The sequence below is a fragment of the Amycolatopsis sp. NBC_01488 genome (assembly GCF_036227105.1).
In the GTDB taxonomy this organism is placed as follows: Bacteria; Actinomycetota; Actinomycetes; order Mycobacteriales; family Pseudonocardiaceae; genus Amycolatopsis.
This window is the reverse complement of record NZ_CP109434.1, coordinates 8,181,831-8,194,793: the sequence shown is the minus strand read 5'-3', so window position 1 is coordinate 8,194,793 and position 12,963 is coordinate 8,181,831. Positions and strand designations below refer to the sequence as shown.

At 73.2% G+C, this 12,963-nt stretch carries 17 protein-coding genes and 1 pseudogene; 7 read left to right on the top strand and 11 right to left on the bottom strand.

Annotated elements, in window-relative coordinates; all coding sequences use genetic code 11:
• Positions 1–3: 3 nt before the first annotated feature.
• Positions 4–768, bottom strand: a complete 765-nt coding sequence (locus tag OG738_RS38505) for a choice-of-anchor P family protein (RefSeq protein WP_329048440.1) — start codon at positions 766–768, stop codon at positions 4–6.
• Between the two features lie 339 nt (positions 769–1,107).
• A complete protein-coding gene (locus OG738_RS38500) occupies positions 1,108–1,581 on the bottom strand; it encodes a hypothetical protein (RefSeq protein ID WP_329048438.1) in 474 nt (157 codons plus the stop codon).
• 108 nt (positions 1,582–1,689) lie between these two features.
• Between OG738_RS38500 and OG738_RS38495 the strand changes: the two genes are divergently transcribed.
• Both OG738_RS38495 and OG738_RS38490 read left to right on the top strand, forming a co-directional pair.
• Entirely contained in the window at positions 1,690–2,529 is an 840-nt protein-coding gene (locus OG738_RS38495) for an LLM class F420-dependent oxidoreductase (protein WP_329048437.1), read from the top strand.
• A gap of 43 nt (positions 2,530–2,572) precedes the next feature.
• Positions 2,573–2,701 (top strand): annotated as a pseudogene (locus OG738_RS38490) (TetR-like C-terminal domain-containing protein); the annotation flags it as partial.
• Here OG738_RS38490 and OG738_RS38485 read toward each other — a convergent pair.
• The 3 genes from OG738_RS38485 to OG738_RS38475 form a co-directional block, all read right to left on the bottom strand.
• Positions 2,694–3,008 carry a hypothetical protein gene (locus OG738_RS38485; RefSeq protein ID WP_329048436.1) on the bottom strand — a complete coding sequence of 105 codons (315 nt, stop codon included), beginning with the start codon at positions 3,006–3,008 and terminating at the stop codon, positions 2,694–2,696. The pseudogene OG738_RS38490 and the gene OG738_RS38485 sit on opposite strands and share 8 nt — an antisense overlap.
• Before the next feature lie 63 nt (positions 3,009–3,071).
• A complete protein-coding gene (locus OG738_RS38480) occupies positions 3,072–3,545 on the bottom strand; it encodes a hypothetical protein (RefSeq protein WP_329048435.1) in 474 nt (157 codons plus the stop codon).
• Between the two features lie 36 nt (positions 3,546–3,581).
• Positions 3,582–3,899, bottom strand: coding sequence for a hypothetical protein (locus OG738_RS38475; protein ID WP_329048434.1), 318 nt, complete (start codon positions 3,897–3,899; stop codon positions 3,582–3,584).
• Between the two features lie 380 nt (positions 3,900–4,279).
• On the opposite strand from OG738_RS38475, the gene OG738_RS38470 reads away from it, so the two are divergent.
• Positions 4,280–4,723, top strand: a complete 444-nt coding sequence (locus OG738_RS38470; protein WP_329048433.1) for a hypothetical protein — start codon at positions 4,280–4,282, stop codon at positions 4,721–4,723.
• A 221-nt stretch (positions 4,724–4,944) separates the two neighbouring features.
• On the opposite strand, the gene OG738_RS38465 is transcribed toward OG738_RS38470, so the two are convergent.
• Positions 4,945–5,370: a pyridoxamine 5'-phosphate oxidase family protein gene (locus OG738_RS38465; protein WP_329048432.1), complete on the bottom strand. Its 426-nt coding sequence runs from the start codon at positions 5,368–5,370 to the stop codon at positions 4,945–4,947.
• A gap of 34 nt (positions 5,371–5,404) precedes the next feature.
• Entirely contained in the window at positions 5,405–6,352 is a 948-nt protein-coding gene (locus OG738_RS38460) for a 4,5-dihydroxyphthalate decarboxylase (protein ID WP_329048430.1), read from the bottom strand.
• A gap of 81 nt (positions 6,353–6,433) precedes the next feature.
• Between OG738_RS38460 and OG738_RS38455 the strand changes: the two genes are divergently transcribed.
• On the top strand, positions 6,434–7,288 hold the full coding sequence (locus OG738_RS38455; protein ID WP_329048429.1) for a LysR family transcriptional regulator: 855 nt from the start codon (positions 6,434–6,436) through the stop codon (positions 7,286–7,288).
• Positions 7,289–7,354: 66 nt separating this feature from the next.
• Entirely contained in the window at positions 7,355–7,906 is a 552-nt protein-coding gene (locus tag OG738_RS38450; RefSeq protein WP_329048428.1) for a DUF6328 family protein, read from the top strand.
• On the opposite strand, the gene OG738_RS38445 is transcribed toward OG738_RS38450, so the two are convergent.
• Positions 7,903–10,719, bottom strand: a complete 2,817-nt coding sequence (locus OG738_RS38445; protein ID WP_329048427.1) for a helix-turn-helix transcriptional regulator — start codon at positions 10,717–10,719, stop codon at positions 7,903–7,905. The two genes, OG738_RS38450 and OG738_RS38445, sit on opposite strands and share 4 nt — an antisense overlap.
• Positions 10,720–10,975: 256 nt before the next feature.
• On the opposite strand from OG738_RS38445, the gene OG738_RS38440 reads away from it, so the two are divergent.
• Positions 10,976–11,185, top strand: coding sequence for a hypothetical protein (locus tag OG738_RS38440; RefSeq protein WP_329048426.1), 210 nt, complete (start codon positions 10,976–10,978; stop codon positions 11,183–11,185).
• 149 nt (positions 11,186–11,334) lie between these two features.
• Here OG738_RS38440 and OG738_RS38435 read toward each other — a convergent pair whose 3' ends face one another.
• A complete protein-coding gene (locus tag OG738_RS38435) occupies positions 11,335–11,466 on the bottom strand; it encodes a hypothetical protein (RefSeq protein WP_329048424.1) in 132 nt (43 codons plus the stop codon).
• Between the two features lie 101 nt (positions 11,467–11,567).
• Here OG738_RS38435 and OG738_RS38430 point away from each other — a divergent pair, with 101 nt between their 5' ends.
• A complete protein-coding gene (locus OG738_RS38430) occupies positions 11,568–12,170 on the top strand; it encodes a hypothetical protein (RefSeq protein WP_329048423.1) in 603 nt (200 codons plus the stop codon).
• Between the two features lie 16 nt (positions 12,171–12,186).
• Here OG738_RS38430 and OG738_RS38425 read toward each other — a convergent pair whose 3' ends face one another.
• Together OG738_RS38425 and OG738_RS38420 are read right to left on the bottom strand one after the other, a co-directional pair.
• Positions 12,187–12,534 (bottom strand): STAS domain-containing protein, encoded by a 348-nt coding sequence (locus OG738_RS38425; protein ID WP_329048421.1) that lies wholly within the window; start codon positions 12,532–12,534, stop codon positions 12,187–12,189.
• Between the two features lie 78 nt (positions 12,535–12,612).
• Positions 12,613–12,879 carry a GlsB/YeaQ/YmgE family stress response membrane protein gene (locus OG738_RS38420; RefSeq protein WP_329048419.1) on the bottom strand — a complete coding sequence of 89 codons (267 nt, stop codon included), beginning with the start codon at positions 12,877–12,879 and terminating at the stop codon, positions 12,613–12,615.
• Positions 12,880–12,963: the final 84 nt, after the last annotated feature.

The window sequence follows — 12,963 nt, the reverse complement described above, 5'->3', positions numbered from 1 at the left end:
GGCTCAGCCCTCGTCGGCGAGGCTGCCGTCGCCGGTCTGCGGGGCACCGGCGGGGACGACGACGACCTGGCCCGGCCCCTTCGGCGGTGCCTCGGGCGCGCGTTCCTTCGACGGCCCGCACGACACGGAGGCGAGCTTGACGTCGCCGCTGCCGAGCGCCCCGGTGGCCTGGCCACCGAGCAGCTTGACGTGCAGGGCGGTCACTTCGAGCGTGCCGTCGTAGCGCCGGGTCTGCTCGTCGACGGTCACCTCGGCGACGCCCGGGATGCCGAGCTTCCGGTTGGGCGAGGTGGCGGCGGGCAGCGTCCCGAGCCGGCCGAGGTTCACCCCCGCGAGGTCGCTGCTGCCGGTGACGTGCCCGTCGGCCGACGCGCAGCGCGCGCTGATCAGCCGGATCGACGGGACGCGCCCGGCGGCCGCGGCGAGCAGCGGCAGCGTCACCTCGGCGACGCTCGCCCTGGCGGTCACGGACCCGGCGCCGTCGACGACGGAGCTGCTGATCGCCTTCGCCGTGACGAGTCCCTCGAGCGGGACGTCGGCGACGCTCGCCTCGGCGGGCCCGGCGCTGCTCGACCTGGCCAGCTGCCCGGTGTCGACGGTGCTCCCCTTGCCGCCGGTGAGGACACCGGGAAGCAGGGTGACGCTCGCCGACGCGCCGAAGGCGGACCCGGTGACGGCGTCGTCCGCGGTGGCGGGACCGGGCGCGCCGGCGAGCACGGCGACGGTCACCCCGGCGAGGCTCCCGGCTCGGAGCAGGGTCGTGCGCATGAAGAAAGTCCTTTCGCCGGAACGGAAACGGGGAGACACCGCGGCGGGACGCGGCCCGGCGGCGAGGGAAATCCCGGCCACGCTACCAAAATCGCCACGCGGGACAAGGATTCCTTGTGGCAAAGCCGATTCCGGCGGTTCGCGAAAAGTGATTTCCAGCGGAAAGGACAACTCGAAGCGGTCACGCGGGTGCGGGGAGCACCGCCGTTTGCCGACGGGCAGTAGTGCGCACTGCGGCATTCGAGGCGGTGCCGCCCCGGATCAGACACGGACGAGTGATTACCTGGATGGGCGGCGGCGACCACGCACCGTCATGTGACCACCACGGTTCGCCCGGGCTCAGGTCCGGTAGGGGCCGTGGTTCCCGAGGTCCGGGCTCACGTGCGGGGTCGGCCCGCCCTGGCCCGGCACCGGCGTGACCGTCGGCTGCTCGAGCCCGGGCTCGGCACCCGGCAGGTCGGTCTCGCGGTCCTGGTAGTGGCTCTCCACGATGTGGTCCTGCCGCCGGCGGCCGAGCACCGCCAGCGTCAGCGCGTGGGCCACCGCCAGCAGCAGCAGGAACACGCCCAGCCGGCCGACCAGCGCGGCCGTCGAGCCCGACCAGCCCGGGCCCACCACCGACAGCAGCGCCAGCACGCCGAACGCGACCAGGTGGAAGACCGTCACCACCATCCACGCCAGGGAGCCGGTGCCTTCGCCGCCGTCCGGGCCGCCGCTCAGGTAGCGGCGCCCGCCGCGGTAGAGGACCTGGCCGTCGGCGATCACGAAGATCATGCCGATGATCAGGAACCCCGTGAGTTCGTTGTCGGGCATCGTGTCCTCCTCGGGAAGGGAGTACCCGGGGACGGCGGCGCGATGGGACGCTTCACCGGATCGGGCGACGCACCGTCCTGGAGGAACTCCAGGTTTACGATCGCGATCATGCGATTCGCCATCAAGACCTCGCCCCAGGACACCGTCTGGGCGGACATGCTCGCCGTGTGGCAGGCCGCCGACGAGATCGAGCTGTTCGAGTCCGGCTGGACCTTCGACCACTTCTACCCGATCTTCTCCGATCCGACCGGGCCCTGCCTCGAAGGCTGGGTCACGCTCACCGCGCTCGCGCAGGCCACCCGGCGGCTGCGGCTGGGCACGCTGGTCAGCGGGATCCACTACCGCCACCCGGCGCTGCTGGCGAACATGGCCTCCACCCTCGACATCGTTTCGGGCGGCCGGCTGGAGATCGGCATCGGCGCAGGCTGGAACGAAGAGGAGTCCGGCGCGTACGGCATGCGGCTCGGCTCGGTGAAGGAACGCAGCGACCGCTTCGAGGAGGGCTGCGAGGTGCTCGTCGGCCTGCTGACCCAGGAGACGACGACGTTCCGGGGCGAGCACTACCAGCTGACCGACGCCCGCTGTGAGCCGAAGGGCGTGCAGCAGCCGCACCCGCCGATCTGCATCGGCGGCAGCGGCGAGAAGCGCACCCTGCGCACGGCCGCGAAGTACGCCCAGCACTGGAACTTCGTCGGCGGCACGCCCGAGGAGTTCGCCCGCAAGCGCGAGGTGCTGCACCGCCACTGCGCGGACATCGGCCGCGACCCGGCCGAGATCACGCTGTCCTCGCACGTCCGCCTCGGCCCCGACGGCGACTACGCGAAGGTCGCCGCCGAAGCGGAAGCGCTCGGCGAAGCGGGTCTCGACCTCGCGATCGTGTACCTGCCGCCGCCGCACACCCCGGCCGTGCTGGAGCCACTGGCGAAGGCACTCGAGCCGCTGCGCTGACGCGGCCCGGGTGTCCCGTGTGGACACCCGGTGCGCACCCGGGCTGCACCGCGCGCTCGCGTTCTGGACGCGGCTGCACGGCGTGCTCTCGCTGGAGCTGGCAGGCTACTTCACCGGCATGCGGTTCGATCCCGGCCTGCTCATCGACGAAGAGGTCGCCGCCCTCAGGTGACGGACTTCGTGGCCGGGGTGACGATTCCGGCCAGCCCGAGCCGGGCGAGCTTGCCCTCCACCGCGGCCGACGCCGTGACGATCACCCGGCAACCGGCGCCCTGCAGGTGGGGGATCAGCGCCGCGACGGCTTCGGTGGTGAAGTGGTCGACCCGGCTCAGGTCGACCAGCACGGTCGACGCCTCGCCGGCCGCGGTGGTCAGCGCGGCCGCGAAGTCCTCCGCCGCCGGCGCGCCGTGCGCGCACACGGTCACCGTCCCGCCCGCCGGGCCGCTGACCTCGATGGTGCCGTCCGGGACCGTGCTCATCGGGGCCTTCTTTCGCGGGCGGCGACGGGGTCGCGAGGGTTCGGAGCCGGGCGGACGGGGCGGTCAGGGGACGAAACAGCTCAGCGCCGGAAGGGCGGCCGCCGAGCTGTCCGACAGTTCGACGAGCCACACGAGCAAGTGGATCACGATACCGAGCACGTCCTCGGGCGCCCCGCGGGTGGCCAGGCCGACCTGGATGTCCCGGCTCGCTTCGTCGTCGCCCAGGGCCGCGAGGAGAGCGCGCAAGGCGGCCAGGGGCCCCGGCGGCAGCCGGTCGACGTCGACCGGCCGGGCCTGGTCGTCCGCCACGGCGACGGTGAAGATCGCGCCGGGGTCGGCGGGGTGGCGGGCGCGGACCACGGCCGCGCACCGGCCGACCAGCTCGGTGACGATGCCGGTGCGGACGTGCGCCGAGCCGTCGCGGGTGAGCACGCCCAGCGCGTCGGCCACGTCCTCGTACGCGCCGGCCATCGTGGCCCCGACGAGCTCGCCGGTGAACCGCCGGATCGACCCGTCGGCGTCTCGGTTCTCCGTCATCCGCTCGAAGTACCCGGCCGGTGCGGGCCTAACCGGTCAGCTCGGCTCCGGCAGCGCGAACAGGGTGTGCTGGGCGGGATCGTCCGGCTCGCCGCCGAGGCGCAGGCACTTGCGGCAGGTCACCGGCAGGTCGACCGGGGCGATCTCGCCCGCCGCGCCGAGCCCGGACCACCCCTGGTGGCAGGCGGGCGCGGGCAGCGTCAGCTCGTCGAGCCAGGGCACCCACGCGACCCGGTGGGCGACCCCGGACCGGCCGATCCGCAGCCGCATCCCGGTGAAGAGGCGGTGCTGCGCGTCGGCGAACCGGGTGGGATCGACGCGGGTGACCGGGAACAGCGGGATCGGTTCGCTCACCCGCCCAGTATGCGGGGCCGGGGAACGTGTGCGCGGTGACCGGCCGGTCGGGGGGCGTGCCGCCCGGCCACCGCGACGAACAAGGAGAGGGGACGTCGTCGCGGCCATGACGGCCGGGCGCCGGGTTCACCGGTTCGGGTGATGAACGGTCAGCCGGCGCGCACCGGAGAAGGCCTGGTGGTGAACCCCGGTGGGACGCCGAGCCGGCGGTGGGAGCGGCGCTGTAGTACGCCGGCTCTCAGGCGGGGAAGCCGGATGGCTTGGCGAGATTCCGAGTCGCGAGTCAGGCGCTTTGTCCGGATTTTGGGCTTGACGGTGGCTGGTTCGGGCTGGGAGTTGCATACTGCGACCATGGCGCGAGGGAAAGCGGAGGTCGCGCGGTGAGTCCCCGGGAGGGGCCGTCCCGCCCGAAGTTCGGCAGGATCGATCCGTTCTGCCTGATGGCGGTGCTGCCGGTGCTGCTGGTGGCCGGCATCATCGGGTCCCTGGTCAACGTCGCACTGGGGCTCGGGTGCGCGGTGTTCGCGGGGCTGATCGTGCTGTTCGATTCGTGGGCGAACCGGCCGTCCCGGGCCCGGGCGGCCGAGCCCGAACCTGCCGAGAGGCGGGAGCGCGTGCCCCGCCCGGCGGCGGCCCGCCCGCCGGTGCGCCGGGGGCCGCCCCCGCAGCGGCCGCAGGTGCCGCGTGCGCAGGCCCCGCGAACCCAGGTCTCCCGTGCGCAGGCCCCGCGAACCCAGGTGCCCCGTGGGCAAGCCCCGCGTGCGCAGGCGCCCCGCCCGCAGGCCCCGCGGCCACGGCCGGCACCGCGCGAGGCGCCCTACTGAGCGAGCGGTGAGCCCGGCTCGGCGGCCGCGCACGACTCACCGCGGCCGGTCACCGTGCGTGCGACCGGCCGCCGCGTCGACGGGGCTGCTCCACGAACGGCTTGTCGCCCAACGGGGCCCGCGCCACCGCCCGCGGCAGCCGCCTCGCCCCGCCGGGCTCGACGTGCAGCGCACCGCGTCACCGCGGGCAGCCAGGCCGGCCGGTCAGTCCGAAGTGGACATCATGACTCGCCCATGTCCAGCGAAAGCCAGCGCTCCGGCCGCAGGTACACCACGACGTGCTCCCCGATCTGCGTCCGCTCGAACTCCAGGTAGGCGTCCACTTTCTCCGGGGCCAGGTACCGCGCCGCCAGTTCGCGCGCCCGCGAGGGACTGTCCGGTTCCGTCCGCACGACCGGTCCCTCCACCGACACGTACCGGACCGTCGGGGTGGTGCGGTGCGCCAGCAGGCTGAACCGGCCCGCCGCGTCGATCGCCTTCATCTTGCGGGACCGCGGCAGCGTGCGCAGCCAGAGCTCGCCGCCCGGGGTGTACTGGTACCAGAGGGGAATCGTCAGCGGTGCGCGGTCCGGTGACTCGGTCACCGACAGCGCGCCGACGTGGGGTTCTGCCAGGAACTGCTCGCGGTCCTCCACCGAAAGTGCCATGTGCGGAACGCTACCCGGCACCACCGACAAGAACTCACGTGTCGATCATCGCGAAGACCTCGCCGACCGAATACCGGCGTGGGGACAGGCCTTGTTCGTGGTGGTACCGCAGGTACGTCTCCAGAACGACACGATTGGCCGAAATCCCGTAGGGCCACCAGTCCGTGCCGAACTGCGCTTCGGTGCGCTCCACCAACGCGTTCATCCACGGCACCATCGTCGGCACCTGGTACAGCCGGCGATCACGGCGGTACCGGTCGGCGGCCGAAGCCGCGGCGGAAGAGAACATCCGGTACACCTCGTCGGCGTGCGCCACGAGCTCGCGGCGGATCACGACCGCATGCATGATCGGGAAGATCCCCGTGCGCCGGTGGTAGTCGCGCTCCAGGGGCTCGTGGTCCGGGAACAGCCGCGCGACGTCCGGAGCGCCGTCCAGCACGCACTGGGGCACGTTCGCCGAGAACAGCGCGTCGATCTCGCCCGTGGCCAGCAGGTCGCTCAGGGCCCGGTCCGCGGGAGCGAGCGACACGTCGTCCGGGTGCGGGTGCGGGACGAAGCCGAACGGCGGCGACGGGTGCTCGAGCCCGCCGATCACCCAGCGGTTCCGCGACGGCTCGAAGCCGTACTCGTCCATCAGGATTCCCTTGGCCCACACGCCGGAGTCCTGGCCGTACGTGCCGAACTCGCCGATGGTCCGGTCCACGAGATCGGCCGGCCCGGTGATCCCGGAGCGGGTGTTGACGAAGACGCACGAATGCCGGAACACCCGGTTGGGGAAGATCGGCAACGCGACGTACGGCAGGCCGGCTTCCAGCGATCGGAGGTAGAACGTCAGGCCCAGCTCGGCGACGTCGAACTCGTGCCCGCTGATCACCCTTTCGAAGATCTCGGGCAGCGTGGCGGCCGTCGTGACCTCGACGTCCGTGCGGTCGAACAGCGCACGGGTCGTGTCGTACTCGGAGCAAGCGATCGTGAGGGGCATACCGGAGATCGTTCTCCGCCGGGGCGGGCCGCGTCCAAGTCCGGCTGCGTCCACCCGATACCGCACGGGTATCGTGTCGCGGTGGACCTGCGCGCGCTCCGGTACTTCGTCGCGGTGGCCGACGAGCGGCACGTCGGCCGGGCCGCGAGCCGCCTGCACATGACGCAGCCGCCGCTCAGCCGGGCCATCCGGCAGCTGGAGGACGAGCTCGGCGCCGCCTTGTTCGAGCGCACCCCCAAGGGCGTCACGCTCACGCCCGCCGGCACCGCGCTCTACGGCGAAGCGGACGCGCTGCTGAAGCAGGCCGACCGGATCCGCGGCCGGGTGACCGCCGCGGCCGGCGCGGCGACCCTGACGGTCGGCACCCTGGCCGACGCCGCCGAGCACGTCGCCGGCCGGCTGGTCCCGCTCTTCCGGGAGCGTCACCCGCACGTCGGCGTCCGGGTCCACGAAGCCGATCTCGGCGACCCGACGGCCGGCCTGCGCGCCGGCCTGGTCGACGTCGCGCTGACGCGAACTCCGTTCGACAGCAAGGGAATCGGCACGCAGGTGCTGCGTTCGGTGCCGGTCGGGGTGGTGGTGCGCGACGACGACCCGCTCGCCCGCCGCGATTCGGTGCGGGTGGCCGAGCTGGCCGGACGCCGGTGGGTGCGGCTGCCCGACGGGACCGATCCCGGGTGGACCGCCTACTGGACCGCCGGCGCGCCGGAGGACGCCGCGCCGGTGCTGCGGACCGTCCAGGAATGCCTGCAGGCCGTGCTGTGGAACGGAACCACGGCGCTCGCCCCGGTCGACCAGCCCCGGCCGGCCGGCCTGACCGTCGTCCCGCTCGCGGACCGGCCGCCGAGCGACCTCGTCGTCGCGTGGCCGAAGACCGGCCACAGCCCGCTGGTCCGCAGCTTCGTCCAGGTCGCCTGGGCCGGCTACCGGGAGTGACGAACGCTTCCGGGATCCGTCGGCCGACCGATGTCTCGATCCACTTCGCCCGGCACCGTGGGAAGCATGAACGCGAACGGGATCGAACCGACCTGCCCGGACCACCCGCACCCGCTCGAGCCGCCGGATGCCCACGACGAGTGGAACTTCGCGGCCCGGCGGGAAACCCCCACGCAGCGACTGGACCGCAACTACGCGGAGATCCTGCAGGAGGTGCGGGTGGCACAGACCGGGGTGCAGTTGCTGCTCGCATTCCTGCTGACCGTCGCCTTCACCCCGCGGTTCGCGACGCTGACCGACTTCGAACGGCGCGTCTACGTCAGCTCGCTGGTGCTCGGTGCCGCCGCGACGGCGTTGCTGATCGCCCCAGCCGCCTTCCACCGCCTGGTCTTCCAGCGACGGCTCAAGCGGCAGCTCGTGCAGGCGTCCAGCCGGTTCGCGTTGTTCGGCCTGACCCTGTTGATGCTCTCGATCAGCTCGGCGCTGCTGCTGATCCTCAGCGTCACGCTGGGTGCGTCGGTCGCGGCGTGGTTCACCGGCGGCGCGACGGGGTGGTTCGCGTTGTGGTGGTACGCCGTCCCGGTGTGGAGCCGGATCCGGCACTCCGGAAACCGCTAGCCCGACTCGAGGTGGCGGCTCGCCTCCCGGGCGATGTCGATGCGCGAGTGCACCCCGAGCTTGGTCAGGATGTGCGACACGTGCGTGCCGACCGTGCGCGGGGACAGGTACAGCCGGGCCGCGATCTGGGGGTTCGACAGGCCTTCGACGACCAGCGCGGCGATCTTGCCTTCGGTCGGGGTCAGGCTGTCCCAGCCGTGCGTGGCCTGGCGGTGCTTCGCCGTCGGGCCGCGCCGGATCCCGAACACCCGGAACCGCGCGCGCAGTCTGGCCACGTCCCACTGCGCGCCCAGGTCCGTGTACTGGTCCAGCGCGCGGGTGAACGCCGCCCTCGCCGAGCCGCGGTCGTCCGCTTCGGCGAACGCGATCGCGGCCGCCTCCAGGGCCCGGGCGCGGGGGAGCGGGCGGCCCGCGTCGAGGTAGCCGTCGGCCGCGCGCAGCAGCGTCGCCGCGTCGCGGGAGACCAGGCCGTCGCAGTACAAAGCCAGCGCGCTGCGGTGCGGGACGGGTGACGCCGCGGCGAGCGCCGCGGCCCGGGACCGGATTTCGGCCGCGGTCGCCGCGTCGCCGATGTCCACGGCCAGGCGGGCGGCGTCGCCGAGCAGGTCTTCGCCTTCGTCTTCGCCGGTCAGGCCCGCGGTCAGCGCGGCCAGTGCCCGGTCCGGCGCGCCGGCCAGCTCGAGGGCGAGACCGCGGGCCCGCGCCAGCGACTCGACCACCCGGCCGCCGATGCGCTCCGAGTACGGCGCCGCGACGTCGAGGTGCCGGCGCGCCGCCGAGGCCTCGCCGCGGTGGAAGTGGATGATCGCCGCGACGCCGTGGTCGCAGCAGGCCACGCTCGGGTCCTTGAGGTCGTCGGGCACGACGTCGACCTCGGCCAGCGCGTCGTCCCACCGGCCACTGCCCAGCAGCAGCTGCCCGAGCGCGCTCTGGGTCTGGGTCAGCCGCACCACGCTGCCCGTGCGGTCGGCCAGTTCGCGGGCCCGGCCCGCGGCGGTGAGCGCCTCCGGGTAGCGGTCGAGCGCGCCCAGCGTGACGGCCTGGTTGATGCGCAGCAGCAGCGCGAGGTCGAGCAGCGCGGGATCGCCCTGTGCGATGGCCATCGCGCGGTCGAACCGCGGCAGCGCCTCGGTCCACTCGCCCCGCATCATCGCGACGAGGCTCAGCACGTGCAGCGCCCACCCGGTGGCCCAGCGGTCTTCGCCGGCTTCGGCCAGCGCCGCCGTGGCGACGCGGGCGGCCGTGTCGACCTCGCCGAGGTCCCGGTGCGTGCGCGCGGTGAGCACCAGCAGCCGGGCGCGGTGCCGGGCGTGCAGGCCCGGCGTGGCCACCGCCTCCGCCAGCGCGGCGAGCGACTCGGCGGACCGGCCGGTCATCGCGCGGCACTGCGTGGCCGTCGTGTGCAGGTCGACGAGCAGGCCGGGGTCGGTGGCCCGCGGCAGGGCCCGGCAGGCGACCCGCTCGGCTTCGGCGAAATCGCCGACGCGGTACAGCGCGTCGGCCAGCCGGCCGGCGAGCACGCCCTTCGCGGCGTCGCCGGACGGCGCGTCCCGCACCGCGCGGCGCAGCAGCGTGACCGCGACCGCCGGCGCCTGACCGGTCAGCGGCGCGGCGGCGTCGAGCAGCCAGTGCACCACCCAGGACGGCACCCGCTCCGGACTGTCCTTTGTGGACAGCGTGGGCAGCAGCTGCCGGGCCACCCGTTCGACCGGCGCGCCAGCCTCGGCCAGTGCCTCCGCGGCGGTGCGGTGCCAGGCCACGCGGACGGACGCCGGCAGCTCGTCGTAGAGGGCCTTGCGGATCAGCGGGTGCCGGAACGCCAGGTCGTCGCCCGCCTCGGCCAGCACGCCCGCGGCCCGCGCCTCGTCGAGCGCGGGCAGCAGGCCGGCCAGCGGGGAGCTCGTCACGGTCACGAGATCCGCGACCGAGAAGCCGACGCCGAGCAGCGCCGCCGCCCGGAGCACGGTCCGCGCCGCCTCGGACAGGAAGCCCAGGCGGTCCGCGATGGCCTCCGGCAGGGAGTCCGGCGCGGGGCCGCCGGTCAGCTCGGCGATGCCCGCCTCGTCGACGGCCAGGCAGGCACCGCGGGTCAGCGCGCCGAGCAGTTCGGTGAGGTACAGCGGGTTCCCGGCCGCGCCGTCGGCGAGCTCCGCCAGTCGGTCGCCCGGCTTGCCGCCCGCCAGCGTCGCCACGAGGTCGAGCACCGCCGCGTCGGGCAGCCTGCCCACCCGCAGCCGTACGGCGGGCTCGATGATCCGGCGCAGCACCCGCAGGTCGTCGCGGCGGGGGATCGGGCGCATGACGCCGATCAGGAGCAGCGGCAGCTGCCGCACCGACCGCGCCAGGCGGCTCCACACCGCCACCGTCGTCCGGTCGGCCCACTGCAGCTCGTCGACGACCAGCACCGCCGGTCCGGCGTGGCAGAGCTCCTCCACCAGGGCCAGCAGCTGCTCGGCGGCCGCGACGGCGAGGTCGGCGCTCTTGGCCGCGGTGGCCTCCCCGCGCAGCATCCCGGCGATGGCCGCGCGCCGGGGATCCGGTGCGGCCGCGGAGATCCGCAGCGCGTCGAGCAGGGGCAGCAGGGGCAGGGCCTGGCCGAGCTCGTCGCCGGCGCCCCAGTACACCTGGCAGCCCGCACCGAGAGCGGTCACGCACGCGGCCCGGACCAGCGCGGACTTGCCGATCCCCGGCTCGCCGTCCACGAGCACGGCGCTGCCGCGGCCGTCGGCGACGTCACGGACCCAGCCCGCCAGCCGGGACAGCTCACCGTCCCGGCCGACCAGCAGCTCGGCACTGTCCGTGAGCGGTCGCATACCGAGATAATAGAAGGAAAACAAGAGTTGAACAAGAGATGTACGAGAGTTGACCGACCAGCGGTTCGGTCACCCGCGCGTCCCGCGCCGGAAACATCGAATTGGGTCGGTGTTCGCATTCGCCGTTTCGGCGTGATTCCGCCGTCTGCCGTTGGCTGGCCATTCACCGGCCATTGGCCAACGGTTCCCCCGGCTCTGCCATCGTCCGCCAAGCCCGAAAAGTCAGTCACGTACGAGTGACCAACCCGGAGGAATGATGCGGGTTCACCAGACGGTCGTGATCGGTGCCGCGGCCGTGTTGAACATCGTCGCGATGGGTATCCTCGGCACTTCCGCGGCGAGCGTCGCCGGTGGCCAGAGCGTGGCCCCGGTGCCGGTCAGTCCCGGCGAAATGGGCTACAACACCGCTTCGCCCGGCGAAATGGGCTACAACGGCGTGTCCCCCGACGAAATGGGTTACAACTAAGGGGCGAACTGGCCTGCGACCGCAGCCGGAGCGTTTCCGGCTGCGGCCGTTTCGTGCCCGGAATTCGTTTCCCGGCGTCGAGGACGCCGCGGAATCGCGCGTCGCCGCGAAGGCCCGGCCCCGGTACGGAGCGCACCGGGGCCAGGGGCTCACTGGCAGGCTTCGCAGTCCGGGTCGTCGATGCGGCAGGCCGCGCCGTCGGTGAGCTCGAAGTCGAAATCGTCGAGCGCGGGCACCACCGGGGTGGTGGACGCTTCCTGCGGCGTGGTGGTGGCGGACATGGCCCTCCCTGGGGATTCGAACGGTTCCTACCCCTCTGTAGCGCCCAAGATCGACGCGCATTCCGTGACGCGGAGCACACCGCTTCTGGTAGCTTCCCCGCATGCGCCTCGCCTTTGCCCGGACGCTCGCGATCTTCGCAACCTTCCTCGTGTTTTCCCTGGTCAGCCCACCCGCGAACGCGTCGCCGCGGCCTGCCTGCGAGTGCGCGACGCCGTCGATCGACCGGCTGCAGCAGTGGCTCGCCGGCGGTGAGGGCAGCACCGTCCCGCCCACCGGGAGCCTGCTCGTCCCCGAAGGTCACCGGTACGCGGCGAAGGTGACGTTCCTCGACGCCGAGTGGCACGTGGTCGTCGTCTGGCTCGGCAACCGGTTCGAGGCCCAGGCCGATCTCTCGCACTCGGCCGGGTTCTGGCTGACCTACCGCGCGACCGACGACCTCTACGTCCAGCTGCGCCCGGCCTCGCACTGGAGCGGCGGCGACAAGTGGCTCACGCTGGTGCCGTCGACGCGCGGGAAGGTCGTCACGAAGTTCTTCAGCTTCGAGCCCCGCGCTTGGACTTCGCTGCCCGAACTCGGCACGCCTGCGTACTCGTTCGCTTCGGCGCTCACCGAGGCCCGCGGCCTGGTCTTCGTCGGCAAGACACCCAACACGCTCGAGTTCCGCGGCCTGCGCGTCGACGGCTACCGGCCGCCCTGCCTCTGACGCGCCGGGAGAGCTTTCAGCCGTGGGCGGCCACGGCGTCCTCGGCTGTCGGGAAGGTCGGGAAGAAGTCCGCCAGCCCGGTCAGCGCGAAGGTCCGCGAGAGCCGGGCGGGCACGGCCACGAGCGCGACCTTCGCCTCCGCCGCCTCGGCCACGTTCCGCGCCGCGATGAGCGCGGAAATCCCGCTGGAGTCGCAGAAGGTCACCGCTTCCAGGTCCACGACCAGCAGCTGCCCGGCGGTCAGCGTCAGCTCCCCGATCCGGGTGCGGAGCTGCGACGCGGTGGCCACGTCGAGCTCGCCGCGGACGGTCAGCAACGGTCCTTTCCCGGTCGAGGCGGTGGAAGTGGAGAACGGGATCGTCATGGCTGATCGCCTCCGGGCGGGGGAATGCTGAAGGCCAGCAGGCCACGACCTGCATGCCGGGCACCTCGGCCAGGGACGTCAGTCGCGGCGGCTGCGGCCGAAGGCCATCCGGTAGATCACCAGGATGATCAGCGCACCGAGGACCGCGAGGCCCCACGTGCGGAGGTCGAAGAAGGTGCCGAGGTCGGTGTGGAACAGGGTCTTGCCGACCCAGCCGCCGACGAACGCGCCGCCGATCCCGAGCAGGATCGTGATGATGCAGCCACCCGGGTCCTTGCCCGGCATGAGGGCCTTCGCGATGATCCCCGCGATGAGCCCGAGCACGATCCAGCTGATGACGCCCACGGGTGCCTCCGTCCGCCTGTCTTTCCCGACGCGGCACAGGATGGCAGGCCGACGGCTGCCCGGCGCGGTGAGCCACGCGGACGT

Coding starts and splice junctions, on each gene's coding strand:
- OG738_RS38505 (WP_329048440.1), bottom strand. CDS start 768: ATGCGCACGACCCTGCTCCGAGCCGGGAGCCTCGCCGGGGTGACCGTC.
- OG738_RS38500 (WP_329048438.1), bottom strand. CDS start 1,581: ATGCCCGACAACGAACTCACGGGGTTCCTGATCATCGGCATGATCTTC.
- OG738_RS38495 (WP_329048437.1), top strand. CDS start 1,690: ATGCGATTCGCCATCAAGACCTCGCCCCAGGACACCGTCTGGGCGGAC.
- OG738_RS38485 (WP_329048436.1), bottom strand. CDS start 3,008: ATGAGCACGGTCCCGGACGGCACCATCGAGGTCAGCGGCCCGGCGGGC.
- OG738_RS38480 (WP_329048435.1), bottom strand. CDS start 3,545: ATGACGGAGAACCGAGACGCCGACGGGTCGATCCGGCGGTTCACCGGC.
- OG738_RS38465 (WP_329048432.1), bottom strand. CDS start 5,370: ATGGCACTTTCGGTGGAGGACCGCGAGCAGTTCCTGGCAGAACCCCAC.
- OG738_RS38460 (WP_329048430.1), bottom strand. CDS start 6,352: ATGCCCCTCACGATCGCTTGCTCCGAGTACGACACGACCCGTGCGCTG.
- OG738_RS38450 (WP_329048428.1), top strand. CDS start 7,355: ATGAACGCGAACGGGATCGAACCGACCTGCCCGGACCACCCGCACCCG.
- OG738_RS38445 (WP_329048427.1), bottom strand. CDS start 10,719: ATGCGACCGCTCACGGACAGTGCCGAGCTGCTGGTCGGCCGGGACGGT.
- OG738_RS38440 (WP_329048426.1), top strand. CDS start 10,976: ATGCGGGTTCACCAGACGGTCGTGATCGGTGCCGCGGCCGTGTTGAAC.
- OG738_RS38435 (WP_329048424.1), bottom strand. CDS start 11,466: ATGTCCGCCACCACCACGCCGCAGGAAGCGTCCACCACCCCGGTGGTG.
- OG738_RS38430 (WP_329048423.1), top strand. CDS start 11,568: ATGCGCCTCGCCTTTGCCCGGACGCTCGCGATCTTCGCAACCTTCCTC.
- OG738_RS38425 (WP_329048421.1), bottom strand. CDS start 12,534: ATGACGATCCCGTTCTCCACTTCCACCGCCTCGACCGGGAAAGGACCG.